This is a genomic window from Pseudomonas cedrina subsp. cedrina (assembly GCF_001983175.1).
GTDB lineage: Bacteria > Pseudomonadota > Gammaproteobacteria > Pseudomonadales > Pseudomonadaceae > Aquipseudomonas > Aquipseudomonas cedrina.
The window spans coordinates 229,459-255,991 of record NZ_MNPW01000001.1 but is presented as its reverse complement, the minus strand read 5'-3'; the positions used below and the strand labels follow the sequence as shown (position 1 = coordinate 255,991).

Sequence of the window (26,533 nt, the reverse complement as noted above, 5' to 3'; positions counted from 1 at the left end):
AAAAAATGTGGGAGCCCCCAGATCCCTGACTGGGGCCTCCGTAGGAGCGAGCTTGCTCGCGAAAAACGTCAACGATAACGCGCGCATCCTGGATAAGCGCGGTGGCCAGGAGTTCTTCGCGAGCAAGCCCGCTCCCACATTTTTTTGATCTTCATTGGCCCGAGGCGATCACTCCAGCATCGCACCCAACAACCAACTCCCCGCCGGGCCCGGTGGCTTTTGGCGTGACCACAACGCATCCACCGCCACCGCACGTGGCCAGCCGCGGGCCTTGAGCTCCACCAGGCGGTCGCCGCCAAACCGTTCGACCAGCCAGCGCGGGATCGGCGCCCAACCGAAGCCCAATTGCGCCATCTCCAGCAGCATCAGGTAACTGGGCGCCGACCATACGCGGCCGGTGGCGCGGGTTTCATTCGGGTTGAGAATGCTGGCCAGGCGCAATTCACGGTGCTGCTGCAAAGCCTGCGCGGTGATGTTGCGCAGGCCGGCGAGCGGATGCCCCGGGGCCACGAACAGGGCGATTTCAGTGCGCTCCTCGACGGGCGAGCTGGTCAAGTCCGGCGGGTAATCGGCCTGCTGTTCGATAAAGGCGATCTGCGCGCGGCCGCTTTGCACCAGGGCGATCAAGTCATCGCATTCGGCGATCAGGCACTCGAGTTCAAGGTCCGGGTAGCGCTGTTCAAAGGCGCTGAGGGTGCTTTCGAAACGGTCGGACTGGTAGGTATCCGACATGGCGATACTCAGCTTCGGCTCCAACCCGTGGGACAACTGGCTTGCCGCCAATTCAAGGCGACTGTTGGCCTCCAGCACCTGCTCGGCGCGTTGCAGCAACACATGGCCGGCCGGGGTCAGCGTCGGCTTGCGGCTGCTGCGGTCGAACAGCGCCACATCCAGGTCAATCTCCAGGCTTGCCACCGCCGCGCTGACGGTGGATTGGCTCTTGCCCAGCTTGCGCGCCGCCGCCGAAAACGAGCCTTGGGTGGCGGCCTGGACAAACGCCTGCAGCACTTCGTGGGAGGCCATGACTATCGCCTTGGTCGATGGTTATTAATTATGAAGTATCGATGGGCAGGGTAATGATGGCAACCGTCATCACCCATGGAGCCTCGTCATGAATCCGCTCAAATCGACAAAAGAACGTGTTTGCCAAGCTATCGGCTTCGAGGCGCTCGCCTTGTTGATCTGCACCCCGATGCTGGCGTGGATCATGGACAAACCCGCGATGGAGATGGGCCTGGTCACCCTGGCGATCAGCCTGCTGGCGCTGACCTGGAACGTGATCTTCAACGGCCTGTTCGACCGTCTCAAGACGCGCCTGCACCTGGCCACCAACGGCTGGACGCGCACGTTGCATGCGCTGCTGTTCGAAGGCGGCCTGATCCTGGTGTGCGTGCCGTTGATTGCGGCGTGGTTGAACATCAGCCTGTTGCAGGCGTTCATCCTCGACATCGGCGTGTTGCTGTTCTTCCTGCCGTACACCTATGTCTACCACTGGGGTTATGACGTGCTGCGTGAACGGCTTTTACAGAAACATGCCACCCGACGCTTCGATCCGCTGCCCGGTGATCCAATGGCTGGCGTCGGCCAACACGCTGGCGATGGCGCCGCCGATATCGTCCGGTAAGCCGGCGCGGCCCAGGGCGGTGTTGTTGGCGACCATGCCGTTGAGGGCCGCATTGTCGCGTACGGCGCCGCCGCCGAAATCGGTTTCGATGGCACCGGGGGCGAGGATGTTGACGCTGATGCCGCGCGCGCCAAGCTCTCTGGCCTGGTAGCGGGTCAGCACTTCCATCGCGCCTTTCATCGCCGCGTAAGCCGAATAACCGGGCAGGCTGAAGCGCGCCAGGCCGCTGGAAATGTTGAGGATACGCCCCGCGTCGCGGATCAACGGCAGCAGTGTCTGGGTAAGGAAAAATGGCCCCTTGAAGTGAACCGCCACCAAGTGGTCGAACTGGGCCTCGGTGGTCTCGGCGAAACTGGCGTGAATACCGATGCCGGCGTTGTTGACCAGGAAATCGAAGTGCTCCTGTGCGAACACGTCCTTGAGCACGCCGGTAACCTCATGGGCGAAGTCACCGAAGGTTGCGCTCTGGCCCACGTCCAGCTTCAACATCGCGGCGCGGCCACCGAGTTGCTCGATCTGCGCGACAACCGCCTGCGCTTCATCCGCCTTGCTGTGGTAGGTGCCGATGATGTCGACGCCTTGGGCCGCCAGGTGCAGCGCGGCGCTCTTGCCCAGGCCGCGGCTGGCGCCGGTGATCAGTGCGATTTTACGGGTCATGGTGGATGCCTCCGGTGAGTGATAGTGAAACGAGTGTATTTGTCCGACCCAGGCGTGATAAACAGCGCTATATCGGAATCACTGGCCGGATAAGGCGAACAATCCCATGAACAAGCTTGAGCTGTTGCGCACCTTCGTGCGTGTCACCGAACTGTCGAGTTTCACCGCCGCCAGCGACAGCCTGGGCCTGCCGCGCTCCACGGTTTCCGAGCATGTGCAGGCGCTGGAAGAACTGCTCGGCGCGCGGCTGTTGCAGCGCACCACGCGCACGGTGCAGGCGACCCAGGACGGCCGCGTGTTGTACGAGCGCAGCAAGGATCTGCTGGCGCACATGGAGGAACTGGAAGGTTTGTTTCGTCAGGATGAAGCGCAACTGAACGGGCGCATTCGCGTGGACATGCCCAACGTGATGGCGCGCGAACTGATCCTGCCGCGCCTGCCGCCGTTCATGGAGGCGCACCCGCTGATCGCCCTGGAAATCAGCAGCTCCGACCGTCAGGTGGACCTGATCGCCGAAGGGTTTGACTGCGTATTGCGGGTCGGCGCCCAGCCTGACCAAACGGTGGTGGCGCGGCGGGTGTGCAGCATGCCGATGGTTAACTGCGTCAGCGCCGGGTACCTCCAGCGCTACGGCCGCCCCGAGACGCTGGCCGACCTGGCGCAGCATCAGTTGGTGCACTACGTGCGGCCGTTGGGCGCGCGGTCGGCGGGTTTCGAATACCAGCATGGCAACAAAGTGCAGCGGGTGGCGATGGCGGGGCGTGTCACCGTGAACAGCACCGATGCCTACCAGGCCGCGTGCCTGGGCGGGTTCGGTATCACCCAAGTGCCGTTGCTGGGCATTCGCGGGTTATTGGCCAGCGGTGAGCTGGTGGCGGTATTGCCGGATTACCCGGCACCGCCGTTGGATGTGTCGCTGCTCTACGCCGGTCAACGGCATTTACCGTTGCGGGTGCGGGTGTTCATGGATTGGCTCGCCGCGACGTTGCAATCCCAGCTCTAGCGCCGCGCCGACAATTGCTGCGGCGCGAGGAAGGCGTCGTGGAAGTAATCGCGCACCGCCTGCATCGCCGGGGTGAACGCACGCTCACGGTGCCAGGCCAGCCCCACGCTCATTGGCGTGACCGGGTCGGTGACGGTCAGAGTTTCAATGCGCTTGCCTTCCAGGGACCAGGGGCGGTGCACCAGGTCTGACAGGATCGCCACGCCACTGCCATTGGCGACCATGCTGCGCACGGCTTCCACCGAACTGGTGCGCAAGCGCACCTTGGGCGTTTGCCCGGCCTGTTCCCAATAGCGCATGGCACTGTGTTCGGCTTCGTCGACGGTGAGCAGGATATAGGGTTCCTGGGCCACATCGGCCAGGCTCACCGCGCCGCGCTCGCACAAGGGGTGATGGCTGGGCAGCCACAGGCGGCGTTCGGAATTGAACAGGATTTCCGAGACGATCGCCGGGTGGGTGAGGTTGGCGGTGAGCACCACTGCCATGTCGAGCTGGCCGTCGAGCAAACCTTGCTCGATGGCCTGGCGCTCTTGCTCGAACACTTCGATGGTCACATCCGGGTGCCAGTGTTCCAGGCGCTGCAAATGGTGGGGCAGGAAGTAGCCGAGCACCGTGTAGCTGGCGGCCAGACGCAACACGCCGCGGGCGCGGTAGTCGGGCAGCGGGCTGTTGAGCGCGTCATCGACGCTGCGCAGGATCACATAGGCCCGGTTGAGAAAATGCCTGCCGGCGTCGGTCAGGTTCATGCCCTGGGCCGAGCGCACAAACAGTTGTACGCCGAGCATCGCCTCCAGCTCCTTGATCGCCGTGGTCACTGCTGACTGGGAGATGTTCAGGTGGATGGCCGCCTGGGAAATCTGGCCGATCTCGGCGGTGGCGACGAAATAACGGACTTGGCGCAAGGTCAGGGACATCTGCCGCTCCGGGCTATCTGATTTTCAGAAGATGGGTCATCTGATAATAGATCTTCCCAAGGGGTCAAGCCGCAGCCTACTTTTCCTGCATCACCCAGGCGGAGCGACTTCAATGCAGGCAGTGGATTTCAACTCAGACATGGGCGAAGGCTTCGGCCCCTGGACCATTGGTGATGGCGTTGACGCAGAGCTGATGGCCTATATCAGTTCGGCCAATATCGCCACCGGCTTCCACGCCGGCGACCCCGGCACCATGCGTCGCACGGTCGAGCGCGCCAAGCAATTGGGCGTGGCCATCGGTGCGCATCCGGGGTTCCGGGACCTGGTCGGCTTTGGTCGTCGCCACATCAACGCGCCGGCCCGGGAACTGGTGGACGACATCCTTTACCAGCTCGGCGCCCTGCGTGAAATCGCCCGTGCCCAGGGCGTGCCCCTGCAACACATCAAGCCCCATGGCGCGCTGTATATGCACCTGGCCCGCGACGAAGAAGCGGCGCGGCTGTTGGTGCAAAACCTGCAACTCGTCGAGCCGACGCTGTTGCTGTACTGCATGCCCAACTCGGTAATCTGGCGTGTCGCCAAGGAGCTGGGGCAGCCGGTGGTGCGCGAGTTCTATGCCGACCGCGAGTACGACCTCACCGGTTCCATCGTATTTACCCGCAACGTGCGCGCACTGGACCCCGCGACGGTGGCGGCGCGCGTCTTGCGAGCCTGCCAGCGCGGGCTTGTGCGTACCGTGGAAGGCGAAGACCTGTTTATCCAGTTCGATTCCATCTGCCTGCACAGCGACACGCCCGGTGCGTTGGAGCTGGTGGAAGCCACCCGTGAAGCGCTGGACCAGGCGGGAATCGTGGTCAGGACACCCCAATAAGATCGATCCATCATTTTTTGCCTGCCTTTCTACAATGATTCCAAGAGGAACAGACATGGCTGAAACGTCCCCCATCCGCTACAGCTTCGGCGGTGATGAACACCTGTTTGCCGAGGTCAGCGAGAGCATGTCCCTGGAGGCCTTTTTCAAAGGCATGGCGGTGACCCGCGCCGTGGAGCGCCTGGCGCTGGAGGGCGTGCTGGATGTGTGCCTGGCCAACGCGTCGTTCCAGATCCGCTTCGACCCCGACCGCATCGCGCCCCATGCGCTGCTGGATGCGGTGCAGACCGCCGAAGCCCAGGCCGTGGCCGAACGCACCTTGCACACGCGCATTATCGAAATCCCGGTGCTCTACAACGACCCGTGGACGCACGAAACCCTCATGCGTTTTCGCGACCGTCACCAGGATCCCAGCGGCACAGACCTGGAGTATGCCGCCCGCATCAATGGCCTGGCCGATGTCGACGCGTTTATCGCCGCCCACAGTGGCGCGCCGTGGTTTGTGTCGATGGTCGGCTTTGTCGCGGGATTGCCGTTCATGTTCCAGATGGTCGAACGCGAGCGCCAATTGCAGGTACCCAAATACCTGCGCCCGCGCACCGACACGCCGAAACTCACCCTCGGCCACGGCGGCTGTTTTGGCTGCATTTATTCGGTGCGCGGTGCCGGTGGTTACCAGATGTTCGGCGTGACCCCGGCGCCGATCTACGACCCGGCGCAGCAACTGGCCTACCTCAAGGAACACATGGTGTTCTTCCGCCCCGGCGATATCGTGCAGTTCAAACCGATCGAGCGCGATGCCTACGACCTGGCCGTCGCCGACGTGGACGCAGGACGTTTCGATCTGCGCATCCGCCCGGTGGAATTTTCCCTCGATGCCTTTCTCGTCGACCCCGTGGGTTATCCGAAAACCCTGCAGGAGGCGCTGGCATGATCAAGGTCCTCAAACCCGGCCTGGCCACCTCTGTGCAAGACCTTGGCCGCGAAGGCTATTACCACTTGGGCATCCCGCCGTCGGGTGCGCTGGACCAGTACGCATTGAGCGCGGCCAACCACCTGGTGGGTAACCCGCTGGACGCGGCGGGGCTGGAATGCACATTGATTGGCCCCGAACTGGAGTTTCAACAGGATGCCTTGGTGGCGCTCAGCGGCGCGCTGATGTCGCCGCGCCTGGACGGCGACGTGGTGCATCAGGACACCGCCTTCCACGTGCGCGCCGGGCAGGTGTTGCGCTTTGAATTCCCCAGGGCCGGCGCGCGGACCTACCTGGCGGTGGCCGGTGGTATCGACGTGCCGCTGGTACTCGGCAGCCGCTCGACCTACACCCTCGGCGCGCTCGGTGGGTTCCACGGTCGGCGCTTGCAGGAGGGCGATCTATTGCCCATCGGTGAGGCCAGCGACACGGGCCGCGCGGGCAACAGCCTGCCGATGGCGTTGCGCCGCTCGGTGGGCGGTGATGTGACCCTGCGCGTGGTGCCTGGGCTGTATTACGAGCGGCTGACGGAGGCGGCCAAACGCAGTTTTTTTGCCGAGCCGTGGACGGTAGGCTCCGAGGCCGACCGCATTGGCTATCGGTTCAAGGGCGGCAGTGCGCTGGGCTTCCAGCCGCGTGAGCAGCCGTTTGGCGCAGGATCGGACCCGTCGAACATCGTCGACAGTTGCTACCCGATTGGTTCGATCCAGGTACCGGCGGGTCTGGAGCCGATTGTGCTGCACCGGGACGCGGTCTCGGGTGGCGGCTACGCGATGATCGGCACGGTGATCAGTGCCGACCTGGACCTGATCGGGCAGATGCAGCCGAACCAGCGGGCGGGGTTTGTGGCGGTGACGCTGGAAGAGGCGTTGGAGGCGCGGCGGGTGTACAAGAAGCGCCTCAAGGCAATGGCTGGACTCTTCATCCACTGAATGGATGCAACACCCATGTGGGAGCTGGCTTGCCTGCGATAGCTATTTGTCAGTCCCCCTTGCAGGGCCTGATATACCGCTATCGCAGGCAAGCCAGCTCCCACAGTTTTGTCCGGTGGTGTGTCAGAAGAGTTGGGTGAACAGCCAGTACAAGCTGCCCGACAGTAGGATGGCGGCTGGTAATGTCAACACCCACGCCATCAGCAAGTTACGGATGGTCTTCATCTGCAAGCCACCGCCATTGGCCACCATCGTCCCCGCCACACCGGAGGACAACACATGGGTGGTCGACACCGGCAACCCATACATATCCGCCGCGCCAATGGTCAGCATCGCGACCATTTCGGCCGAGGCGCCCTGGGCGTAGGTCAGGTGCGTCTTGCCGATTTTTTCACCCACGGTCACCACGATGCGCTTCCAACCCACCATGGTGCCCAGGCCCAGGGCGATCGCCACGGCGATCTTCACCCACAGCGGAATAAAGCGTGTGGCGTCGTCGATCTGCTGCTTGAACAGTTGCAGCTTGCCTTGGGTATCGGCATCGAAGTTACCCACCTTGCCCTTGTCCATCAGGCGGATGGTTTCGCTGGTCAGGTACATGTCGTTACGCACGTTGCCGACGGCCTCGGCGGGCACTTTGGCCAGGGAGCCGTAGCCTTTGACCTCCTCACCGATATGCCCGGTGAGGGCGGCGAGGGCCGGCACCAGTTCCGCCGTGGGTTCCTTGGTGCGCACATAGGCCGAAAGGACCGGTCGCGGGTCGCCCGCCAGCAGCTGCGGTGCGCTTTTCACCAGGGCCACTTGGGTGACTTCAGCCACCGCGGCAAACTGCAACGACTGTTCGGCCGGCATGGTGCGGTTCAGCGCGTAGGCCATCGGCAGGGTCCCGACCAGGATCAGCATGATCAGGCCCATGCCTTTCTGCCCATCGTTGGAACCGTGGGCGAAGGACACACCGGTGCAGGTGGCAATCAGCATGCCGCGGATCCACCACGGAGGCGGGGCGTCGCCTTTGGGTGCCTTATACAACGCGCGGTTCTTGACGAAGGCCCGCAGCGCCAGCAACAGCATCGCCGCAAAGGCAAAACCGATCAGCGGCGACAGCAGCAGCGCGTAACCGATCTTGAGCGCCTGGCTCCAATCCACGCCGCTGGTACCGTCACGCCCGTGCATCAAGGCATTCGCCACGCCGACGCCGATGATCGAGCCGATCAGGGTGTGGGAAGAGGAGGCCGGCAAACCCAGCCACCAGGTGCCGAGGTTCCACAGGATCGCGGCGATCAGCAGCGCGAAGATCATCGCAAACCCCGCCGATGAACCCACCTGCAGAATCAGCTCGACCGGCAACAAGGCAATGATGCCGAACGCCACCGCACCGCTGGAAAGCAGCACCCCGAGAAAGTTGAAAAAGCCCGACCACACCACCGCAAAATGCGGCGGCAGCGAGTTGGTGTAGATCACCGTCGCCACGGCGTTGGCGGTGTCGTGGAAACCGTTGACGAATTCGAAGCCCAAGGCAATCAACAGCGCCACGCCCAGCAGCAGGAACGGCGTCCAGGTGGTGACTTGGGCGCCCATTTCGCGCATGTCATGCATCAGGCTGTAGGCGGTGAACAACAGGCCCATGGCGAGCACGGCGAAGAAGATGATCACCGTCACCAGGCCGGGTTTCTTGTCGAGCCTGGTTTGGGGGCTTGCGGATGAGGTATGAGGGGAGGCAGTCAGGGAAGGGGTGGCCATGCCGGGGCATCCAGTGTGATGAGGATGTCGTTCATATTCATTGCAGAATGTTACAGAGATGCTGCGGCAGGTCAGTGTTTGGCGGGATTGGTTATGCCGCTGGTCCAGTAGGCACTACAAAACGAATGTGGGAGCTGGCTTGCCTGCGATAGCTATTTGTCAGTCCCCCCTGCAGGGCCTGATACACCGCTATCGCAGGCAAGCCAGCTCCCACAGTTGATCATTATTTCAAGTCGAGAACTTGCGGAAGGCCCAACGCCCGGCAATCAAGGTAAACGTTGCCACCAACGCCACCAATATCCAGAACCCTTCCGGGTCCTGGGAAAGCGGTACGCCGCCCACGTTCATGCCGAAAAAACCGGCGATGATGTTGATCGGCAGCGCCAGCACCGTGACCACGGTGAGGGTAAACAGCGTGCGGCTGCTTTGCTCGTTGAGGTTGGCGGCGATCTCTTCCTGCAACAGCTTGATGCGTTCGCCCAGCGCCGTCAGGTCGTTGATCACCAGCGCAAACTCTTCGGTGGACTTGCGCAACTCCTTCACGTCTTCCTTTTGCAGCCACTGCGGCGGACGGTTGAGCAGGCGCAGCAGCGAGCCCGGCTCCAGCGCCAGCAAGCGTTGCAGGCGCACCAGCACCCGGCGCGCCGCGCCCAGTTCGGCGCGGTTGGTGGACAAGCGTGAGGACAGCAGTTGGTCTTCGATATGGTCAACGCTGATGCTGGTCTTGCGCACGATCTGGGTCAGTACTTCACCCTGGTCGCGCAGCAGGTGCACCAGCAAGGCCAGTGGCGAGCGGAAACTCTCGCCGGCCTTGACCGACGAACGCAGCTTGTCCACCGAGTGCAAAGGTTGCAGGCGCGCACTGATCAACAGGCGGCTGCGGGCGCACACCCACAGCGTGGAAATGTCCGACGACACCATGCTGCTGAAGTTGAACACCACATCGTTGACCACCGCCAGCAAGGCCGAGTCGACGTGTTCGATGCGGGTGGAGCGCGAGCCTTCATGCAAGGCTTCGAAGAACTCTTCCGGCAGGTCCAGGTGCGCCTGCATCCAGCGCTCGCACGCAGCGTGGGCCAGGTTCAGGTGCAGCCATAAGAACTCTTCCGGATCGCCCGGCTGTTGCAGGGCCTGCAGCGCCGTGGCCGAGTCTATCTGTTCGCCTTTTTCACCTGGGCGAAAACGGAAACCGTAAAGCAGGCCAAACAGGTCTGAGTCCTGATGGCTGTGGTCGATGCTGTGGTTCATGGCGGCTCGCAAAGAAAAGGCCTGTAGGACGTTTCACAGGTCGCGTGGCGAATCATTGCAGGCAAATTTGACATTTTTATGACGATTTTGAATTTATTTCGGTTGGATGACAGTTTATTGACCGTTCGTCTGTGCTCGGTCAAGAAGGCTCTATTCCGGCCGATTCAGAGCATAACAACCGCTGCGGACAGGCGGTGCTTTTGTCGACAGGGATGTCCGGCGTGCAGACGCCACTTACCTGTATTGAGACTTTCCCAATGAATGTTTTGCGAACCTCTTTGAGAGCACAAATCCTGTCGCTGCTCGGCGGCAGCTTGCTGGCGATACTGTTGATTGCTCTGGCGTGTTTCAACTTCCTCTCCGATGGCGTGCACAGTTATCGCAGCCTGCTTGAAGGGCCCCTTCGCACGTCCCAGCTGATTGACGAAGCCAACCTGCAATTCAAGGTGCAGGTGCAGGAATGGAAAAACGTTCTGTTGCGTGGCAAGCAACCTCAGGATCTGGAGAAATACTGGAGCCAGTTCCAGGACCGGCAACGCGATGTACAAGGCATCCTCGCGCGTTTGGTGACCCACACCGGCGATGATCCGGCCTTGAGCCGGCGCATCGACACCCTGCGCCAGGAGCACCAGCAACTCGGCGCCGCCTACCAGAAGGGCCGCGACGCGTATGTGGCGGCGGGAGGCGATGCGGCGGCCGGCGACGCTGCGGTCAAGGGCGTGGACCGTGCCGCCAGTGAGCAGATGAGCGCGCTGGTCAATGACCTGCGCGCCCAAGGCAATCAACAATCGCTGAGCATCAGCGCCTATGCCGAGCGCACGGTAATGCTGGGCCTGGCAATCATGCTGCTGTCCGGCGTGGTGATTGGCCTGTTCAGCCTGTGGTTGATCAACCGCAACCTGATCCTGCCGATCCGTGGCTTGATCGACTACGTCACACAATTGAGCCACGGCCGCTTCGCCGAACGTGTGGCCAGCCGCCGTCAGGATGAGCTGGGCCATCTGGCCGCTGCCGCCAATACCTTGCGCGATTTCCTTGCCGAGACCTTCAACCGCTTGCAGCGCAGCGCCACCGACCTGGTCAGCGCCAGCGGCGAACTCAACTCGATCGCCGGGCAGATGGCCACCGGTACCCAGGAACAATTCAACCGCACCGACCAAGTGGCCACGGCCATGGCCGAAATGTCGGCCACCGCCCAGGAAGTTGCGCGCCATGCCGCCAGTGCCTCGCGCGCTGCCGATGAGGCGGATCATTCAGCCCGCGAAGGCGGTGAAGTGATGCAATTGACCATCGCCACCATCGGCCAGATGCGCAACGAAATCCTCAACACCGGTACTATCATCCGCCGTCTGGAAACCGACAGCGTGCGCATCGGCAAGGTGCTGGAAGTGATTCGCGGGATCGCCGAACAGACCAACCTGCTGGCGCTCAACGCCGCTATCGAAGCGGCCCGCGCAGGCGAAGCCGGCCGCGGTTTTGCGGTGGTGGCTGATGAAGTGCGCAGCCTGGCGCAACGCACGGCGGCGTCGATCATCGAGATCAACGGGATTATCGAGGCCGTGCAAACCGGCGCGGTGAATGCGGCCGAAGCCATTGTGAGCGGGCAATCGTGCAGCGATGACAGTGTGCAAAAAGTGACGCAGGCCGGCGCCATGCTCACGCATATAACCCAGGCGGTGGAGGCGATCCGCGACATGAATCGCCAAATCGCCACGGCAGCCGAGGAACAGACGTCGGTGGCCGAGGATATCTCGCGCAACATCACCCAGATCACGACCGTGGCCACGGCCAACCTCGATAACGTCAAGCGCACCGAATCGGCAAGCCAGAATCTGCGCGGGTTGTCGGCCGAGTTGAATGAAGTGACGGCGCGATTGGGCGCCTGACCGTCAAGACCCGCGTACTTGGGTAAAAAAAACGCCAACTAAGTTGGCGTTTTTTTACAGTCCGGATCAAGTGTCCAGCTTGTCTTCCAGCACGGCGCCGGTCTTGGCGTCGAGCTTCACTTCATAGTTCTTGCCGGCGGTGTCGGTCAGGTCGACTTCGTAGACCAGCACGCCGCTGTTGTTGTGGTCCAGCTCGGTGTCGTTGATGGTGGCGCCAGCATGTTTGGCTACGGCGGCAGCGTTGAGTTTCTCGAAAGGCATCACGGCGCCGGACTTGAGCAGGCCGTCAATCTGATCCGGACGAACATCCGCCTGGGCCAGGCCGGCGGTCAGGGTCAGGGCGGTGGCAGCGAACAAAGCGGTCAAGGTTTTCATGGTGTGTGTCCTTCTGGTTGAGCTGTTTAAGTGGCGCCAGATTAACCGGCGCAACTTAACTCATCCTTAATGGCGCACTGACACCAATGCTTGCCCGATCAGTACTTATAGTCGTTCAGCAGGTCCTGCACGCTGGACGACGGCCAGCGCTTGTAGAACTTCAGCAGTTCGGCGGCGCGGTTGGTGAAGATGCCGTCGACGCCGGCCTTCATCACTTTGTCGAAATCGACCGGCTCATCCACGGTATAGACGTGCACCAGCAGGCCTTTGTCGTGGGTCAGCTTGTTCATTTCAGGCTTCACCAGGTCGGTGTAGCTCTGGTCGCCGTGGTCGGTCAGCTCAGCCGATGGGCCGGTGCCGATGGCGCCGAGGCTTTTGGCCTGGTCGACCCATTTTTCGAACTCGGCGGCATCCTTCGGCTCTTGCTTGGCGTAGTAGGCGGCCTTGGTCGGTTCGCCGGATTCGGCGAAGGTCACCTTGGACTTGGGTTCGATGCTGCCTTCACCCACCCACAACAGCAGGATTTTCGGGGTGTTGGGCATTTCTTTCTGCAGCTCTTTGAGGCTGGCCACTTCGAAGGTTTGCAGCACCACGCGGCCCTTGCCCTGGCCGACGCCGGTGTTGCTCTTGCCCAGCTTGGAACCGGCGGAACTCAGCCAGCCTTTATCCAGCAGCTTGTTCTTCAGGTCGGCTTCGATGCCCGGGAATTGCTTGGGCTCCTTGGTTTCGATGTACAGGCCGGGTTTGTGCTGCGGGTTGCCTTCGGCGATCTTGATGATGTCGTCCAGGCTCAGGATCTTCAGGCCGATAAAGCCTGGGCGCGCGCGGTCCGGGTAGGCGGCGTTGAACCAGCTGCCGGCGTCGAGGGTTTGCAGTTCTTTCCAGGTGAACTCGTTGGCCGGGGCGTCCTTGCGGTCGGGGAACTTGGTGGCCACGTCGGTGGTGCGCTGCAGATTGTTGTCGTGCAGGGCGAACAATACGCCGTCCTTGCTGCGCTGCAGGTCCAGTTCCAGGTAGTCGGCGCCCAGGTCACGCGCGATCTTGTAGGCCGCCGCGGTGGACTCGGGGGCATCGTAGGAAGCGCCACGGTGGGCGATCACGGCAGGGTAGGGGATGCCTTCGCTGGTCGCCAATTCAGCCGGGCTGATCGGGTCGGCAGCCTGTGCCTGGCCAAGGCCGAGCATCAGGGCCAGCAGCAGGGCGCTCTTGGTAAACGTGGCAGGCATATGCGAAGTCCTTTCATGAAGGTAGCTTTGAGAAGGCCTCCTTTTTAACAATTGATTGCGTAAGGCGCTATCACCAAACCGACATTAACGTGCGCGCGGGCAAAAAAAAATCGGGTTTTCTGGGGACCCATTGCAGTACTCTTGCCTCTAGCTGCCCCGTCAGAGGGCGGTACTTTCCGCCACGCGTGTAAACCATCTTTCCAGTCCCTGTAGGACTTTTCAGTGAGGTTTACCATGCGCATCACCTCCGAGCTTATCTGCCAGGCCGCCGACCACCTCCACGGTTTTGTCGGCCTCAACCGCAAGACCGGCCACTATATTGTGCGTTTCAGCGAAGACGCATTTGGCATGGACGTGGCCGATGACGGCATCATCCCTACTGCGGAATTCGTTTGGTTGCCGGGCCCGGAGCAGACCATGACCCTGTCCCGCGAACGCATCCAGTTGTTGCTGGACCAGAATATCGACGACCGTATCAACATTACCGAGCCGCTGCGGGTTTACATGAGGCGAGTGGAAATTCCCCAGATCAGTGCGTTGCGCAGTCTGGTGAGCTGAATCGATACAAATTTCTGATCTGTGGAGATCCAAACTGTGGGAGCGGGCTTGCTCGCGAATGCGGTATTTCAGACAAATATTCAGTGGCTGACACACCGCATTCGCGAGCAAGCCCGCTCCCACAGGGGTAAGCATTTCAGGTTTCGAATGCGTAGGCCCGTTCGACTTTGCACACCCGAGTGTGGAAGGCCGAGTACCAACTGGCACGCCCTTGTTCACGCACCGCTCGATGCTCGGCCTGCTGCTTCCAGGCCAGGATCGCCGCCTCACTTTCCCAGTACGACACGGTGATCCCCAGGCCGTCTTCCCGTGCCGATTCCACGCCGAGAAACCCCGGTTGTTCGCGCGCCAGTTCCAGCATGCGCTTGGCAGCCTGGCCGTAACCTTGATCGCCCTCGGTGCGCTGTGAGCTGAAAATCACCGCGTAGTAAGGCGGGGCGGGCGTGTTGGCAATCATGCCGACACCGCCTGGCAGGCTTTGAGCAGGGCCAGCGCCAAGGGCGGAGTGACGCCCTTCAACGCGGCGCGTTCGGGCTGGAACAGCGTGGCGACGAAGAACGGATGGTTGAGCAATTCCACCGCGCGCAGGTCGCCTGCCGAATCGTGACCGCTGGGGTTCAGGTCGCCTTCCAGCAGGGCATCGAGGAATTCAGGGTTCACGCCGTAGCGGCATCGATAGCCTTCCTGCGCGTCAAGGCGGCCGTAGGCTTCGGCGATGCGGGTGTAGGGCACCAGGCGTAGGGTGTCGATGGCTTCCACCAGCGCGCAACTGAGCGGCGCGATCACTGCGCGCTTGGACTCTGGAGCGAGTTCGCCATGTTCGGCGTCGGCCCAGCCCAGCACGTTGCGCGCATATTCCAATACCGCGTGTTGAAACCCGCCGCAGGTGCCGAGGAACGGTCGCCCTTGCTCGCGGGCAAAACGGATCGCCCGCAGGGCGCCGTCGGTGTCGCGGTAGGGGCTGGCGGGCACGCACCAGAAACCGTCGAAGCCGTGGAGGGTTGCCGGCATGGCATCCGTGTCCAGCCATTGCACATGAACAGTCAAACCCAACGCATCGGCCGCTTGTTGCAGCGCTACGGGAATCGCCTGGTGGGCGATCACATCCGGGTTGTAATCGCCGATCAGGGCGAGGTGCAGAGGCGTGGTTTTCATCGTGTACATCCCTTCGCTTGTGGTGTCCTGGGGCGCATTATAGATTGGCGTCCACGCAATCAATATTGGCGTTTGCCCACATGCTCAATGCAGCCACGCACTATTCAATTGACTACCCTGACCTGTCGCTGATCCTGGCCCTGGTGCGCGGCGGCACCCTGGCGCGGGCTGCGGCATTATTGCGGGTGGATGTGTCCACGGTGTTTCGCGCGGTGCGGCGACTGGAAGCGGCGCTGGGCCAGACGCTGTTTGAAAAAAGCCGCGCCGGCTACCTGCCCACCAGCCTGGCCAGCAACCTGGCAGAGCAGGCGGAACGCGCCGAACAAGCCCTGGAAGCGGCGCGTATGGGGGTGGAGCAGGGCGCAGAAGTGATCAACGGCACGGTGCGCCTGACCTGCACCGATTCGGTCCTGCAAGGCGTGTTGCTGCCGGCGCTGGCCCAGTTCATGCCGCACTACCCGGCGCTGACCCTTGAACTGAGCACGTCGAATGATTTCGCCAACCTCAGCCGTCGCGACGCGGATATCGCCCTGCGCCTGACCCGCACGCCGCCGGAGCATCTGGTTGGCCGTTGCCTCGGGCGCGTGGCCTATCAGGTCTGTGCGAGCCCGGATTTCGCCCGCCAGCACCAGGGACGCGCGTTGGCAGACCTGCCCTGGATCGCCCCGGATGATTTCCTGCCCGACCACCCCACGGTCGCCTGGCGCCGTGAGCACCTGCCCGGCGTGCGCCTCAGCTATCGTTGCAACAGCCTGTTGTCGGTGACTGAATTAGTGCGCGCCGGGCTGGGCGTGGCGGCATTGCCGGACTTTCTGCTGGAGGCCGGCCTGCAACCGCTGGGCCCTGCGTTGGCGGGGTACGACACGGCATTATGGTTGCTCACGCGTCCCGATTGCCGTGCGTTGCGTTCGGTGGTGACGCTGTTCGATGAGTTGGGCAGGCATGTGCAGATAAAGTCTGATCATTGCGCGGCCTTCGCCTTGTAGTGAGCGGGCTTGCCCCGCGCTGGGTGGCGAAGCCGCCCCAACAAAGACACCACCGAGTCTCAGGATAAATCAGGTCGCCTGGTTTGGGGCGGCTTCGCCACCCAGCGCGGGACAAGCCCGCTCACTACAGGTCCTGTCAGCCAGCAAGCATGAAGATTGGGCATCAAGATAGGTCAGCTGCCGCCCCGCTCGTTGGCAAACGCACTCACTGCCTGCACGGCTTGGCTGGTGCCTTCGCGAATCTGCAGGATCGCTGCGCCGGCACGGTTGGCCAGGTCGACACCCAGCGCCGCACGGTCGCGGGTGCCGTCCATGCTGTGGATGGCCTGGCGGGTTTCGTCCTGGATCATCGCGATCATGCTGGAAATCTCCGCCGTCGAACCGCTGGTGCGCGCCGCTAGTTGCCGTACTTCATCCGCCACCACGGCAAACCCGCGACCTTGTTCGCCGGCACGCGCGGCCTCGATGGCGGCGTTGAGTGCCAGCAGGTTGGTCTGGTCGGCAATGCCGCGGATGGTGTTGACGATGGTGGTGATCTGCTGCGAACGCTCGCCCAGCTTGGCGATCAGTTGCGAGGAACCGTCGATGTCGGCGGCAATGTCGCGCATGCCGCTGGCCGTTTGCTGGATCACCTCGGCACCTTTTTCGGCGATGTCCCGGGTGTTCAGGGAAATGTGGTACGCCTGGGCGGCACTGGCGGCGTCGGCGCTGTGTTGTTGCACCATGGCAGTGACGTCCGAAGCGAACTTGACCACTTTGCATAGGCGCCCGCTGGCGTCGTAGACCGGGTTGTAGTTGGCTTCGAGCCATACGGTGTGGCCGTGTTTGTCCACGCGTTCGAACTGGCCGCTGAACAACTCGCCCTGGTTCAGGCGCTGCCAGAAATCACTGTAGGCCGAGCTGTTGGCCACCTCGGCGGTGCAGAACAGGCGGTGATGCTGGCCCTGGATCTGCGCCAGGCTGTAACCCATGCGCTGCAGGAAATTGGCGTTGGCGGTGATGATGGTGCCGTCGAGGTTGAACTCGATCACCGCCATGGCACGGCCAATGGCTTCCAACTTGGCATTGGCTTCGCTTTCGGCCTGCAGGCGCGGGGTGACGTCCATCGCGTACTTCACCACTTTGGTCACTTGGCCCGCGTCATCACGCACCGGGTTGTAGCTGGCTTCCAGCCACACCGACTGGCCGTCGCCGGCCACCCGTTCAAAGGTACCGGACTGGAATTGGCCATTGCGCAGGTTCGACCATAGCTGGCTGTACTGCGCGCTACGGGCGAACGCGGGCGTACAGAACATCCGATGGGGCTGGCCTTGGACCTGCTCGGCGCGGTAGCCCATGGTCTGGAGGAAGTTGGCGTTGGCCCGCAACACGTTGCCGGACAGATCGAATTCGATCACTGCCATGGAGCGCTCGATGGCGTCCAGCAGGCTGGCCTGTTGCGCGATGGTGTGTTGCAGAGTGTTGACGGTTTTTTTATGGGCGGTGAATAACATATTCGATGCTCGGGCAAGCAGCCTTCTAGGGTTTCCGTGGGTATGCGCCTGCCCCCGTAAGGTATCCGCCATACGGTTGACTAGCTCATTGTCAGCTTCCTTGCACTGACAGAGGGGGGATGGAACAACGGGTTCAGAGTGATCAGCCTGACAAGAAGTTCGCCCAAGGGGCAGGTCCTTTTTTGGCTAGACGACCAATGGTGGCATTTTGATTTTTATTTGCTGCAGAGTTGGCATATTTGCCAGGTCGATGAGGCTGCTGGCGCGGCCGAGGGCGCGGGGATTAATGAGGGCGATTGGGCGGGATTTCGTAGCCGGCCAGGAACAGGTCAATGGCTGACTCGATCACGCTGGCCTGGCTGGCGGCGTCGAGCACCGGTTGGCCCAGTGTGATCTGCGGCCAGAAGGCGAAAGCCTTGAGCAGGCTCTGTATCTGGTGCGCGGCAAAGGCCGGGTCGGCGCAGTTGAGCCGGCCATCTGCCTGGGCGGCGCGTACCCATTGGGTGAAGCCTTCTTCGCGCTGGCTCAGGCGGCTGACCATGTCTTGCGCACGTTCCGGCGAATGAATGGTGGCGGCGATGGCGACCCGGGCCAGGTCGAGGAAATTGGCATCCGCCATCATCTGCATCTTCGCTTCCAGCAAACCGCGCAATTGTTCGCGCAGCGGGCGGTCGCTGGCGTAGGTGACGTCGAGTTGCGCGACGCTGCTGGCCCAAAGTTGATGGAGGATTTCGGCGAACAGCTCTTCCTTGCTGGGGAAGTGGTTGTACACCGTGCGCTTGGAAACGCCGGCGGTGGCGGCGATCTTGTCCATGCTGGTGACCTCGAAACCGTTTTCACGAAACTCGGCGATGGCGGCTGCCACGATAGCTTCGCGTTTACGGTCGGTGAGGCGTTGAGGGACAGTCATGGGTGGCGTTCGGCTCTTCGAGGAAATTACACTCGGTAGTTTACTTGCTGCGGGTTTTGTTGCAATCTTGAAACTACACTGTGCAGTGTAGTTTATCAGCGATCCGTAGGAGTCACCCGGTAATGGCCACGATCTCATCCCGTGTCGATGCTTCGCCAGCGGCGCCCAAGCAGGCCCAGGGGCACTTCCACAACGATGCCCCCGTGCCGCAGGGTGGTTTCGGCAAGACCTTGCGTATTTTCTGGAACATGCTGTTCAACAAGCCGCGCAGCACGCGACCGGTGGGGCAGATTCCAGTGCAGGCGCTGACCCGCGAGCAGTTGCTGGCGGCCCCGGATCACAGCGTGTTTCGCCTCGGGCATTCCACCATTTTGCTGAAAATGCGCGGCAAATTCTGGCTGACCGACCCGGTGTTCGCCGAGCGTGCGTCACCGTTCAGTTGGGCCGGCCCCAAACGTTTCCATGCGCCGCCCATCAGTATTGAAGCGTTGCCACCGTTGGAAGCGGTGATTCTTTCCCACAACCACTACGACCACCTTGACCGCGCGGCAGTCATCCTATTGGCCGAGAAGACCCGCTATTTCCTTGCGCCACTGGGTGTGGGCGACCTCCTGATAAAGTGGGGGGTGGAGGCCGGCAAAGTCCGCCAGTTGGATTGGTGGCAGGGTACGGAGGTGGATGGCATTCGCTTTGTCGCCACGCCTGCGCAACATTTTTCCGGGCGCGGCCTGTTTGACGCCAACCAGACCCTGTGGTGTTCCTGGGTGATGATCGATGGCGCCCGCCGGATTTTTTTCAGCGGCGACACCGGCTACTTCGATGGCTTCAAGCGCATTGGCGAACAGTACGGCCCGTTTGATCTGACCCTGATGGAAACAGGTGCTTACAACGTCGATTGGCCCCATGTGCACATGCAGCCGGAGCAAACCCTGCAGGCCCATATCGACCTCAAGGGTCGCTGGTTGCTGCCGATTCACAACGGCACCTTCGACCTGGCGTTCCATTCCTGGCATGAGCCGTTCGACCGCATCATGGCCCTGGCCTGGGAGCGCAACGTGTCGATCACCACACCGCCGATGGGGCAGGCGTTCAGTTTGACCCAACCTGAACGTGGGTATGCGTGGTGGCTGGAGGTTGAAACCCAAGGCGCGCAGGAACACCTCGCCAACTGACGGGAGCGGCGTCGGAAAAAACGGCGTCGGAAAAAGGAGTTTTCAAGCTGTTTCAGAGCTGCGACAGGCGCCAGGCAAGGGTGCGATGATCCCCGGAAAATCATTGGCCGTGGCACAGGGTTTTATGGAAAGTAAATGTACGAAATATTGGCGAGCCGGGATCCCTTGCCCTGCGGGCGAACCTGCCTCTGTACTCGCTGCGCTGTCAGGTCTGGCAGCGATGTCCAGCGACCCTGCGAGCCCCAGGGCTATCGCATTTGGTGTCGATCCCCACACGCCTGGCAAACCGGAAACGAGCGTCCCGATTCCGGGATACGATGCCCCAGGGCTTCCCCTCAAACCCCTGCGCGATCCATCGCTGTCACTGATTGCCCTGGGTGGCGTCGATCCGTCAGGCCCGGTGATGGTGGAAGTCCCCCTGGTCCAAAACAACACCTCCTTTACGGGCTCTCACGCAGTACGCGGCAGGCGCGTGGGGTTTGCCGAGCGGTTTGTGGATGCTCAGGAACAGGAGATGATCGAACACAATCCGTCTTTTCTGAGAGCGCTGGATGTCCTGCGCCGAGCGGGCGCTGAGCTGGTACCGGTGCATGCGCATCGGGCCAATCACACCCCTCATGCCCGTAATGAAATCGATGAGCTTGCGCGTGAATATCGATTGGACGCCTTGGTGTCCGACAGCCGCAGCAGTGCCTTCCATGGCGCCTGCGCAAGCGACTGTCCGGGGGTTGGCGAGCCACTCGAGGATGGCGCGACGCTTTGGTTCTACGGCGCACGATGGGCGAAGGACTGGCTGGCAAGTCTGGTGCAGGAATATCGAAGCGTTCATCGGTTGATGGGGCCACACCAGAAGCCACCCGCTGCGTTGAACTATCCCACACCGTGAGTGGCCCGTGTCGCGCAGCCTGGGAGAAGAGGAGTTTTTAGACTGGCCCACGGATCAACGTCGATCCTTCGTCATTTCTTACTCCTCAAGAGGTCTTATGTTAGGTATCGCATATGGAATGGGCTCCCTCGTCCGGCAATTCGTACAGTCCTTCAATGGTGACTATTCCTCCGTCGCTTCAACGCCCGTCCCCCCAGGTACCGAGTACCTCAGTGTCAAAGAGCTGGGCGCGCAAATGTCCCGGCCGGGCGGGCTGACCTCGGCGGACCTGGTCACTTACTTGCAGGAACGGATCCGCAAAGTGGATCCGCAATTGCGCTCCGTCATCGAACTGAACCCTGAGGCGCTTGCGACCGCGCGAGAGTTGGACCGCGAGCGAGCCAGCGGCAAGGTGCGCGGGCCACTGCATGGCATTCCCATCCTGCTAAAGGACACGATCGAAACCGCCGGCATGCAAACCAGCGCGGGCGCGTTTGGGCTGGTAGGTACATCTGCCGGCAAGAATGCCCCGTTGGTTGACTACCTGATCCAGCAAGGCGCGGTGATTCTGGGCAAAACCAATATGACTGAACTGGCCGGGTTTCGTGGTGGTCCTGATGGCTGGAGCAGTCGGGGCGGGCAAACCCTTAACCCGCATCAACCGGAGGCCGACGTTGGCGGTTCCAGTTCCGGTTCCGCCGCAGCAGTGGCTGCAGGTTTGGCTCCCTTGGCGGTGGGGGCGGAGACCAGTGGATCGATCATCGTGCCCGCAGCGCGTAACGGCGTTGTTGGTCTCAAGCCCAGCGTGGGCCTGCTGGACCGCAACGGGATTATTCCCGCGAGCCAGCGGCAGGACACACCGGGGCCGATGGCTCGCTCGGTGTTCGATGTTGCGCTGATGCTCAATGCCATGTCGGGCAGCGATCCTCAGGATCCAGCGAGCGTGGGTGCGCCCCAAGGCATCGATTACACCGCGCTACTGGTTCCCGGCGCCTTGAAAGGCAAGCGTATTGGCTATCCTGCGACGTTTTCGGCAAACGGCGAATCTCTGTCGGTCGAGAACAGTCCGCAATTCAACCGGACACTTGAGGTGCTGCGTGAGCAGGGTGCGGTTTTGGTGCCGGTCAACCTGCGCCTGGCCGATGCTTCGCGATACGACGAGTTGCTGCTGTCGGATGTGAAAGAGGAGTTGAATGGTTACCTGGGCAAGCGATCGGGGTTGCCGGTCAAATCACTGACCGAGCTGATCAAGTTCAATGAAGACCGTGATGGCACTGTGGAGGATCATCAGCCGGTACTCAAGGAGATCAGCGGCTCTACGCTGACACCGGAGCAAAGCAAGCCACTTTGGGACACGCTCATCCAGGATTTCCGCAACTCCATTGACGAGCCGATCCAGTCAGAAAACCTTGACGCCATGGTGTCGGATTTCGACACCAACAGTTACTTTGGCGTCGCAGCGGCGGGTTACCCGGGGATTGCCGTACCTTCCGGTAAGGATGAGGACGGTGTACCGACCAGCGCCTACTTCTTCGGCACCCGTTGGGCCGAACCTACCTTGCTGGCGGTGGCCCATGGGTATGAGCAGGCAGCCGAGGTTGCGATCAAGCCCGCGCTTTGACGTCACGGTTTACACTTGAACAATGACCTACAGAATCCACATCCTCGGTGCCGCCGGCGCCGGTACGACCACCTTGGGCAAGGCACTGGCCGAGCGCCTGAACGTCGCCTGTTTCGATTCCGACGACTTCTACTGGCAACAGACTGCAGCGCCTTTTACCGTCCCACGCGCCAAGGATGAACGGATTCGCTTGCTACAAGAACAAACCTGCGGCCTAGAAGGCTGGGTGCTGTCCGGTTCACTGTGTGGTTGGGGCGACCCGATGATTCCGCTGTTCACCCATGCAGTGTTCCTGCGCCTGGACCTGGAAGTACGCCTGCACCGCCTGCGCCTGCGGGAACTTCAGCGCTATGGCGATGAAGTCCTGCCAGGCGGCAACCGGCATGAAAACAGCGTCGCCTTTCTGGCCTGGGCTGCGCGCTACGACGGCGGCAACCACAGCCTACGCAGTCTGCGCAGGCACGAAACCTGGTTGAAAACACTGACCTGCCCGGTGATACGGTTGGACTCTACGCACCATTCGGTTGAGGGGTTGGTGAGTCAGCTGTTAGGAAAAATCAGTGATTAATGCGGGGAGTTGATCAAGCAAACAGCACTTCAATACGTCCTTGAACGCGACAAGCGGGTGCTGCACTTATAACGATTTGCACATCACGACCTAATAGCGATAAGCACTCAAGCATCTTGGCCTCACTGATGCCTCTGAACTTTCCTCGAAGCATCTCAGAAACCTTGGGTTGCGACAGGCCAAGGATCACCGAAGCCTGAGACTGGGTGAAATTGCGTGTTTTGAGAATTTCACCGATCTTTGCTGCGAGCTGTGCCTTGACCTGCATTTCGCTGGCGTCAGGCTGACCAATATCCTCATAGACATTGCCGCTGCTTGCTTCGATTTCAATCGCCTTGTGATGCTTTTGCATGATCCTGCGCCGCCTTGAGTCGCTGTTTGATCAGTTGTATATCGTGCTGCGTTGTTGCAATGCCTTTTGTCGACTTCTTCTGAAAGCAATGAAGGACGTAGACAGCGGAGCCAAACCGAACGGTGTAAACCCCTCGATAAGTGTTGCCGTCGAAATCCTCGACAATCTCCAAAACTGCATTACCGCCAAACCCTTTCAACGCCTTGGCCTGGGGGTGCCTGCTACCCTCCTGAGCAAGGTGCAGTGCGAAGCCAAATACGTCTTGAACGGAACAGGGCATCAATTGCAGATCTTTTTTGCTTGCGCCCACCCACAGGAGTGGCTTTCATGGACTCATCAGAGAATATACCTAAATAGGGATAATCGTGAATGCAGTTTGAAAATTTACTCTACCGTCTGATACGCCAATTGCGTGGATGACTCGGACAACGCTCCTCTCACACTCATCCCCCACCCCGGCGCAAACCCCGGGAAAAACACCAGCCCTTCAGCCTCCAGCCGAAACGCCAATGCCAAGCGGGTTTCATCCCCCACGTCGCGTTGGCTTTCAAACTGTTGAACCGCCTCCACCGCCACGCCGGCCTGGATGGCCAGGTCTTCCCGGCTCCAGCCCAGCATCGCGCGGGCTTGCACGCTGTGCTTGGCGGTGAATTGATGCAGGACGATCTGCTGTTCTACGAAAGAGCTCATTGCCAGAGAGGACATGGTTTTCTCCAGGGTTCGACGGGGAGGGCTAACTATACTGTGTTTTTGTACAGTTGTTTTGACCGCTCATCAACTGGATTTTAATGGCGGGGCTCTGACCGTTTCCCCTGCAAGGGCTCGCGATTTGCTAGATGCTGGCCGTGACGCTACAAGGCTGCCTCTATTGCACCCCCGGCGCCTCCCGGATGATCAGGTGGTCCAGATTCTCGATATTCGCACTGAATACCCCAAACGTCTGTTCGGGGTTTTTCTTGCTGGGCACCTGTTTCAGCTCCGGCGTCACGCCGTAAAAGAAGCAATACAGCGCCCGTTCACTGTCCACCGCGGCCTTGATCTGCTCCAGGAACGCCTTGCGCTTGCGGTAGTTCTCGATGAGTTTCTTGCTCAGGTAGACGTTGACCGAGTAGGGCTTTTTGTTGAGCCATACCTTCTTTTCGAAGTCGATGCGAAAGCTGCTGGTGTAGTCCTTGATCTCTTTGATCTTGCCCCAGTAGATCAGGCCCTTGTTGTCTTGCAGGTATTCGATCTTTTTGAAAAACGTCCAGTAGGTCGCGGTGTGTTCGCCGATCTTCAAGGGCATGCGCTTGAGCTTGTCCTTGTCGTCGATGTTGGACACGAAGCACTCCACCGGGTGGGCGAAGACGCTGGTTTTGTCTGGGCTGCTGTCGTTGGTGCCGTGGGATGTGGTGGTACGGTTTGAAGGTACTTTCGCTGGGTCCTGTGGGACGCTGGCGTCTACACCGGTAAGTGCCGGTTTGCGTGGGTACTGCCGGCGGGTCAATACCCATTCCGATGGGAAATTTTCTTCGCGATCGTCGTCACTTTCACCGGTCGCCGTCTTATGGGTGCTGGCGTAGCGGCAACCGTCGATATGCCGGGTCGTGGTCTTGTTCTTGAAGTGCGGCGTGCGCAGGTAATTGACGTTTTTTGCATTGAACGTGCTCAGCGCGTTGCCTGTATCGAACGCAGCGCGGCATGCATCGTTGGGGCAGAGGAAGCTGTCCTGGTCGGAATCGAAATCGACGGTTTCGTCGAAATTCAGCTCGCGTACTTCGTAGATCGACAGCTTGTCATCGAGACTCAGGCTGTAGGCCGTGTCGAATTTCATGGGCTCGGGTCCGTGAGATGTTTAGCTGGATATTACGCAAATATCCGTAGGTACAAAGATCAAATGTGGGAGCAGGCAAACAGCTCCCGCATTAGAGCAGTGGTGCTGGTGGGGGCGGGTTCACAGCCACGCGGCGCCCGCTCAGAAGCCTTAACACCGTTCAAATGTGGGAGCTGTCGAGCCCCAGCGAGGCTGCGAAGGGATCGCCTCGGTTTCCTGTCGGGCCCATAAACCCGTATCGCCTTCGTACGGGTCGTTAGCGTTTTCACCGAAAAAGTGGATTCGTTAACAAATTTGAGTGTGCATTAGCGTTTTCGCGAACACCCAATACCTTTGGCCCCGATATCCTGATGCGTACGGCCAGTTGGCTGACGTTCAAAGAGTCGCGTGCCAGCTTTCTGATCGAGAGGGAGGCCGACAAAGCCGACAGAATCCAACGGTTTGCCCATGTGATCGCCAAGTACTGTGGCCATAATCGAGGATCCGTTGAGCACTAAAGGAAAATGGCTGGCAGGTATCGGGGAAACTGAAGAAAGCCTATCCGCAGTTGGACGCAGCGCCCTTGGCCGAACGGGTTGTGGAAGCAGTGCGATCTGCGTTTGAAGAACGAGAGTCGGATAGCGGCGACGAGTGATCGGGACAGCCCCACAAACACACTATGCCGCGTGACACCGCTCAAACTGTGGGAGCTCTCGAGCCCCAGCGAGGCTGCGAAGGGATCGCCTCGGTGTCCCCGCCGATCCCCATGCCCCGCATCACCGCTGCAACCGAGCCCGCTTTTTCTTCTTCGCATGAAAATGCCGAAAATGCGCATCCTGCGCCGCCGCCAGCAACTCCCGATCCCCGCGCGTATCGCCCCAGGCCCTGAGCCTATACTCCCCCAGGTCCCCATACACCGCCTCGAGCCGCAGCACCTTGTTCTCGCAACGGCAATTATTCCCCGTGAGCTTACCGGTCAGCACCCCGTCCACCACTTCAAGCTCAGTCCCGATCAAGCGGATCCCCAGCCGATCGGCAAACGGCTGCAACACCAGCGCCGGCGACGCCGAACACAGCGTCACCACCGCCCCCGAGCCCAACTCCTGCTCCACCGACAACACGCCCGCCGGGCGCATCAACCGCGCCCAATTGCGCTGGCAATACTCCTCGGCCTTCTGCTGCACCCACGCCTTCTCCACCCCGGTCATAAAGGTGCGGATCAACTGCGCCTTCAACTCATCCCGGCTGATCTGCCGCACCAGAAAACGCAGCCCCGGCACCGCCAGCTTCACCATCCGGCCGTAAAACGCGCCAGTGCCAAAAGCAAACTTGAGGAAGGGCACGAAACTGTCGTGGTGGGTGAGGGTGCCGTCGAAGTCAAAGACGGAAAGTACTTTGGCGTCAACGGGGCCGGCTTCGAGCATGTCTGGGTTCACGGGTGGTCCTTGATCAGGTAGAGCGGGATTTCATAACGTTGAGACTGGTCTCCACTACGTGGGTTCAGGCTGATAACAGTTATGCAATTCAGATCGGTCAGGGGACTGCTGTTGTTCTTTTGCTGGCGATCACCCAAGGGAGTTTACCCGGTCGGGCATAGGAATGAATGTCGGAA

The 26,533-nt window shown here is 61.0% G+C and carries 28 protein-coding genes and 1 pseudogene; 13 read left to right on the top strand and 16 right to left on the bottom strand.

What is annotated here, in order from left to right; all coding sequences use genetic code 11:
* Positions 1-168: 168 nt before the first annotated feature.
* Positions 169-1,023, bottom strand: a complete 855-nt coding sequence (locus BLL36_RS01230; RefSeq protein ID WP_076949666.1) for a LysR family transcriptional regulator — start codon at positions 1,021-1,023, stop codon at positions 169-171.
* 88 nt (positions 1,024-1,111) lie between these two features.
* Here BLL36_RS01230 and BLL36_RS01225 point away from each other — a divergent pair, with 88 nt between their 5' ends.
* On the top strand, positions 1,112-1,624 hold the full coding sequence (locus BLL36_RS01225) for a multidrug/biocide efflux PACE transporter (protein ID WP_076949665.1): 513 nt from the start codon (positions 1,112-1,114) through the stop codon (positions 1,622-1,624).
* Here the strand turns inward: BLL36_RS01225 and BLL36_RS01220 are convergent.
* On the bottom strand, positions 1,523-2,281 hold the full coding sequence (locus tag BLL36_RS01220; protein ID WP_076949664.1) for an SDR family NAD(P)-dependent oxidoreductase: 759 nt from the start codon (positions 2,279-2,281) through the stop codon (positions 1,523-1,525). The two genes, BLL36_RS01225 and BLL36_RS01220, sit on opposite strands and share 102 nt — an antisense overlap.
* 106 nt (positions 2,282-2,387) lie before the next feature.
* Between BLL36_RS01220 and BLL36_RS01215 the strand changes: the two genes are divergently transcribed.
* Entirely contained in the window at positions 2,388-3,284 is an 897-nt protein-coding gene (locus BLL36_RS01215; RefSeq protein ID WP_076949663.1) for a LysR family transcriptional regulator, read from the top strand.
* Here the strand turns inward: BLL36_RS01215 and BLL36_RS01210 are convergent.
* Positions 3,281-4,198, bottom strand: coding sequence for a LysR family transcriptional regulator (locus tag BLL36_RS01210; RefSeq protein ID WP_076949662.1), 918 nt, complete (start codon positions 4,196-4,198; stop codon positions 3,281-3,283). The two genes, BLL36_RS01215 and BLL36_RS01210, sit on opposite strands and share 4 nt — an antisense overlap.
* Positions 4,199-4,310: 112 nt before the next feature.
* Here BLL36_RS01210 and BLL36_RS01205 point away from each other — a divergent pair, with 112 nt between their 5' ends.
* Genes BLL36_RS01205 through BLL36_RS01195 form a run of 3 tightly spaced genes read left to right on the top strand, consistent with a single transcriptional unit; the run spans position 4,311 to position 6,974 of the window.
* Positions 4,311-5,069, top strand: coding sequence for a 5-oxoprolinase subunit PxpA (locus BLL36_RS01205; RefSeq protein ID WP_076949661.1), 759 nt, complete (start codon positions 4,311-4,313; stop codon positions 5,067-5,069).
* A 55-nt stretch (positions 5,070-5,124) separates the two neighbouring features.
* On the top strand, positions 5,125-6,003 hold the full coding sequence (locus BLL36_RS01200) for a 5-oxoprolinase subunit B family protein (RefSeq protein ID WP_076949660.1): 879 nt from the start codon (positions 5,125-5,127) through the stop codon (positions 6,001-6,003).
* Positions 6,000-6,974 carry a 5-oxoprolinase subunit C family protein gene (locus BLL36_RS01195; RefSeq protein ID WP_076949659.1) on the top strand — a complete coding sequence of 325 codons (975 nt, stop codon included), beginning with the start codon at positions 6,000-6,002 and terminating at the stop codon, positions 6,972-6,974. The genes BLL36_RS01200 and BLL36_RS01195 overlap by 4 nt, the downstream gene beginning before the upstream one ends.
* A gap of 123 nt (positions 6,975-7,097) precedes the next feature.
* Here the strand turns inward: BLL36_RS01195 and BLL36_RS01190 are convergent, their stop codons facing one another.
* Both BLL36_RS01190 and BLL36_RS01185 read right to left on the bottom strand, forming a co-directional pair.
* A complete protein-coding gene (locus BLL36_RS01190) occupies positions 7,098-8,714 on the bottom strand; it encodes an inorganic phosphate transporter (protein ID WP_076949658.1) in 1,617 nt (538 codons plus the stop codon).
* Between the two features lie 228 nt (positions 8,715-8,942).
* Complete coding sequence (locus BLL36_RS01185; RefSeq protein ID WP_076949657.1) at positions 8,943-9,962, bottom strand: transporter; 1,020 nt, start codon at positions 9,960-9,962, stop codon at positions 8,943-8,945.
* A 212-nt stretch (positions 9,963-10,174) separates the two neighbouring features.
* Here BLL36_RS01185 and BLL36_RS01180 point away from each other — a divergent pair, with 212 nt between their 5' ends.
* Positions 10,175-11,848 carry a methyl-accepting chemotaxis protein gene (locus tag BLL36_RS01180; protein ID WP_394329466.1) on the top strand — a complete coding sequence of 558 codons (1,674 nt, stop codon included), beginning with the start codon at positions 10,175-10,177 and terminating at the stop codon, positions 11,846-11,848.
* 66 nt (positions 11,849-11,914) lie between these two features.
* Here the strand turns inward: BLL36_RS01180 and BLL36_RS01175 are convergent, their stop codons facing one another.
* Together BLL36_RS01175 and BLL36_RS01170 are read right to left on the bottom strand one after the other, a co-directional pair.
* Positions 11,915-12,223 (bottom strand): PepSY domain-containing protein, encoded by a 309-nt coding sequence (locus BLL36_RS01175; RefSeq protein ID WP_057723750.1) that lies wholly within the window; start codon positions 12,221-12,223, stop codon positions 11,915-11,917.
* A gap of 98 nt (positions 12,224-12,321) precedes the next feature.
* Complete coding sequence (locus BLL36_RS01170) at positions 12,322-13,449, bottom strand: glycerophosphodiester phosphodiesterase family protein (protein WP_076949655.1); 1,128 nt, start codon at positions 13,447-13,449, stop codon at positions 12,322-12,324.
* Between the two features lie 234 nt (positions 13,450-13,683).
* Between BLL36_RS01170 and BLL36_RS01165 the strand changes: the two genes are divergently transcribed.
* Positions 13,684-14,007, top strand: a complete 324-nt coding sequence (locus tag BLL36_RS01165; protein ID WP_076949654.1) for a DUF2025 family protein — start codon at positions 13,684-13,686, stop codon at positions 14,005-14,007.
* Positions 14,008-14,143: 136 nt separating this feature from the next.
* Here the strand turns inward: BLL36_RS01165 and BLL36_RS01160 are convergent, their stop codons facing one another.
* Positions 14,144-14,464, bottom strand: coding sequence for an antibiotic biosynthesis monooxygenase family protein (locus BLL36_RS01160; protein ID WP_076949653.1), 321 nt, complete (start codon positions 14,462-14,464; stop codon positions 14,144-14,146).
* Positions 14,461-15,162: a CTP synthase C-terminal region-related (seleno)protein gene (locus BLL36_RS01155; RefSeq protein ID WP_076949652.1), complete on the bottom strand. Its 702-nt coding sequence runs from the start codon at positions 15,160-15,162 to the stop codon at positions 14,461-14,463. The genes BLL36_RS01160 and BLL36_RS01155 overlap by 4 nt, the downstream gene beginning before the upstream one ends.
* Positions 15,163-15,242: 80 nt before the next feature.
* Between BLL36_RS01155 and BLL36_RS01150 the strand changes: the two genes are divergently transcribed.
* On the top strand, positions 15,243-16,148 hold the full coding sequence (locus BLL36_RS01150) for a LysR family transcriptional regulator (RefSeq protein ID WP_076949651.1): 906 nt from the start codon (positions 15,243-15,245) through the stop codon (positions 16,146-16,148).
* Between the two features lie 173 nt (positions 16,149-16,321).
* Here BLL36_RS01150 and BLL36_RS01145 read toward each other — a convergent pair whose 3' ends face one another.
* Complete coding sequence (locus BLL36_RS01145; RefSeq protein ID WP_076949650.1) at positions 16,322-17,641, bottom strand: methyl-accepting chemotaxis protein; 1,320 nt, start codon at positions 17,639-17,641, stop codon at positions 16,322-16,324.
* A gap of 283 nt (positions 17,642-17,924) precedes the next feature.
* Entirely contained in the window at positions 17,925-18,551 is a 627-nt protein-coding gene (locus BLL36_RS01140; protein WP_076949649.1) for a TetR/AcrR family transcriptional regulator, read from the bottom strand.
* 122 nt (positions 18,552-18,673) lie between these two features.
* On the opposite strand from BLL36_RS01140, the gene BLL36_RS01135 reads away from it, so the two are divergent.
* The 4 genes from BLL36_RS01135 to BLL36_RS01120 all read left to right on the top strand — a co-directional run bounded on the left by BLL36_RS01135 (position 18,674) and on the right by BLL36_RS01120 (position 22,777).
* On the top strand, positions 18,674-19,723 hold the full coding sequence (locus tag BLL36_RS01135; protein WP_076949648.1) for an MBL fold metallo-hydrolase: 1,050 nt from the start codon (positions 18,674-18,676) through the stop codon (positions 19,721-19,723).
* Positions 19,686-20,609, top strand: a complete 924-nt coding sequence (locus BLL36_RS31215; RefSeq protein ID WP_231998924.1) for a hypothetical protein — start codon at positions 19,686-19,688, stop codon at positions 20,607-20,609. The genes BLL36_RS01135 and BLL36_RS31215 overlap by 38 nt, the downstream gene beginning before the upstream one ends.
* Positions 20,610-20,706: 97 nt before the next feature.
* Positions 20,707-22,209, top strand: coding sequence for an amidase family protein (locus tag BLL36_RS01125; protein ID WP_076949646.1), 1,503 nt, complete (start codon positions 20,707-20,709; stop codon positions 22,207-22,209).
* 22 nt (positions 22,210-22,231) lie between these two features.
* A complete protein-coding gene (locus BLL36_RS01120) occupies positions 22,232-22,777 on the top strand; it encodes an AAA family ATPase (protein WP_076949645.1) in 546 nt (181 codons plus the stop codon).
* A gap of 13 nt (positions 22,778-22,790) precedes the next feature.
* On the opposite strand, the gene BLL36_RS01115 is transcribed toward BLL36_RS01120, so the two are convergent.
* The 4 genes from BLL36_RS01115 to BLL36_RS01100 form a co-directional block, all read right to left on the bottom strand.
* Complete coding sequence (locus BLL36_RS01115; RefSeq protein WP_076949644.1) at positions 22,791-23,129, bottom strand: helix-turn-helix domain-containing protein; 339 nt, start codon at positions 23,127-23,129, stop codon at positions 22,791-22,793.
* A complete protein-coding gene (locus tag BLL36_RS01110; protein ID WP_267903510.1) occupies positions 23,104-23,445 on the bottom strand; it encodes a type II toxin-antitoxin system RelE/ParE family toxin in 342 nt (113 codons plus the stop codon). The genes BLL36_RS01115 and BLL36_RS01110 overlap by 26 nt, the downstream gene beginning before the upstream one ends.
* A gap of 68 nt (positions 23,446-23,513) precedes the next feature.
* A complete protein-coding gene (locus tag BLL36_RS01105) occupies positions 23,514-23,834 on the bottom strand; it encodes a helix-turn-helix domain-containing protein (protein ID WP_076949642.1) in 321 nt (106 codons plus the stop codon).
* Between the two features lie 160 nt (positions 23,835-23,994).
* The gene (locus BLL36_RS01100; protein ID WP_076949641.1) at positions 23,995-24,942 is read right to left on the bottom strand and encodes a hypothetical protein; all 948 of its coding nucleotides are present in this window, start codon (positions 24,940-24,942) and stop codon (positions 23,995-23,997) included.
* Positions 24,943-25,268: 326 nt separating this feature from the next.
* On the opposite strand from BLL36_RS01100, the pseudogene BLL36_RS31210 reads away from it, so the two are divergent.
* A pseudogene (locus BLL36_RS31210) lies at positions 25,269-25,440 on the top strand (Fic family protein); the annotation flags it as partial.
* A gap of 257 nt (positions 25,441-25,697) precedes the next feature.
* On the opposite strand, the gene BLL36_RS01095 reads toward BLL36_RS31210, so the two are convergent.
* On the bottom strand, positions 25,698-26,345 hold the full coding sequence (locus tag BLL36_RS01095) for an HAD-IB family hydrolase (protein WP_076949640.1): 648 nt from the start codon (positions 26,343-26,345) through the stop codon (positions 25,698-25,700).
* Between the last annotated feature and the right edge of the window lie 188 nt (positions 26,346-26,533).

Bases quoted from the DNA above. Each gene is read 5' to 3' on its own strand.
- BLL36_RS01230 (WP_076949666.1), bottom strand. From the start codon at position 1,023: ATGGCCTCCCACGAAGTGCTGCAGGCGTTTGTCCAGGCCGCCACCCAA.
- BLL36_RS01225 (WP_076949665.1), top strand. From the start codon at position 1,112: ATGAATCCGCTCAAATCGACAAAAGAACGTGTTTGCCAAGCTATCGGC.
- BLL36_RS01220 (WP_076949664.1), bottom strand. From the start codon at position 2,281: ATGACCCGTAAAATCGCACTGATCACCGGCGCCAGCCGCGGCCTGGGC.
- BLL36_RS01215 (WP_076949663.1), top strand. From the start codon at position 2,388: ATGAACAAGCTTGAGCTGTTGCGCACCTTCGTGCGTGTCACCGAACTG.
- BLL36_RS01210 (WP_076949662.1), bottom strand. From the start codon at position 4,198: ATGTCCCTGACCTTGCGCCAAGTCCGTTATTTCGTCGCCACCGCCGAG.
- BLL36_RS01205 (WP_076949661.1), top strand. From the start codon at position 4,311: ATGCAGGCAGTGGATTTCAACTCAGACATGGGCGAAGGCTTCGGCCCC.
- BLL36_RS01200 (WP_076949660.1), top strand. From the start codon at position 5,125: ATGGCTGAAACGTCCCCCATCCGCTACAGCTTCGGCGGTGATGAACAC.
- BLL36_RS01195 (WP_076949659.1), top strand. From the start codon at position 6,000: ATGATCAAGGTCCTCAAACCCGGCCTGGCCACCTCTGTGCAAGACCTT.
- BLL36_RS01190 (WP_076949658.1), bottom strand. From the start codon at position 8,714: ATGGCCACCCCTTCCCTGACTGCCTCCCCTCATACCTCATCCGCAAGC.
- BLL36_RS01185 (WP_076949657.1), bottom strand. From the start codon at position 9,962: ATGAACCACAGCATCGACCACAGCCATCAGGACTCAGACCTGTTTGGC.
- BLL36_RS01180 (WP_394329466.1), top strand. From the start codon at position 10,175: ATGTCCGGCGTGCAGACGCCACTTACCTGTATTGAGACTTTCCCAATG.
- BLL36_RS01175 (WP_057723750.1), bottom strand. From the start codon at position 12,223: ATGAAAACCTTGACCGCTTTGTTCGCTGCCACCGCCCTGACCCTGACC.
- BLL36_RS01170 (WP_076949655.1), bottom strand. From the start codon at position 13,449: ATGCCTGCCACGTTTACCAAGAGCGCCCTGCTGCTGGCCCTGATGCTC.
- BLL36_RS01165 (WP_076949654.1), top strand. From the start codon at position 13,684: ATGCGCATCACCTCCGAGCTTATCTGCCAGGCCGCCGACCACCTCCAC.
- BLL36_RS01160 (WP_076949653.1), bottom strand. From the start codon at position 14,464: ATGATTGCCAACACGCCCGCCCCGCCTTACTACGCGGTGATTTTCAGC.
- BLL36_RS01155 (WP_076949652.1), bottom strand. From the start codon at position 15,162: ATGAAAACCACGCCTCTGCACCTCGCCCTGATCGGCGATTACAACCCG.
- BLL36_RS01150 (WP_076949651.1), top strand. From the start codon at position 15,243: ATGCTCAATGCAGCCACGCACTATTCAATTGACTACCCTGACCTGTCG.
- BLL36_RS01145 (WP_076949650.1), bottom strand. From the start codon at position 17,641: ATGTTATTCACCGCCCATAAAAAAACCGTCAACACTCTGCAACACACC.
- BLL36_RS01140 (WP_076949649.1), bottom strand. From the start codon at position 18,551: ATGACTGTCCCTCAACGCCTCACCGACCGTAAACGCGAAGCTATCGTG.
- BLL36_RS01135 (WP_076949648.1), top strand. From the start codon at position 18,674: ATGGCCACGATCTCATCCCGTGTCGATGCTTCGCCAGCGGCGCCCAAG.
- BLL36_RS01125 (WP_076949646.1), top strand. From the start codon at position 20,707: ATGTTAGGTATCGCATATGGAATGGGCTCCCTCGTCCGGCAATTCGTA.
- BLL36_RS01120 (WP_076949645.1), top strand. From the start codon at position 22,232: ATGACCTACAGAATCCACATCCTCGGTGCCGCCGGCGCCGGTACGACC.
- BLL36_RS01115 (WP_076949644.1), bottom strand. From the start codon at position 23,129: ATGCAAAAGCATCACAAGGCGATTGAAATCGAAGCAAGCAGCGGCAAT.
- BLL36_RS01105 (WP_076949642.1), bottom strand. From the start codon at position 23,834: ATGTCCTCTCTGGCAATGAGCTCTTTCGTAGAACAGCAGATCGTCCTG.
- BLL36_RS01100 (WP_076949641.1), bottom strand. From the start codon at position 24,942: ATGAAATTCGACACGGCCTACAGCCTGAGTCTCGATGACAAGCTGTCG.
- BLL36_RS01095 (WP_076949640.1), bottom strand. From the start codon at position 26,345: ATGCTCGAAGCCGGCCCCGTTGACGCCAAAGTACTTTCCGTCTTTGAC.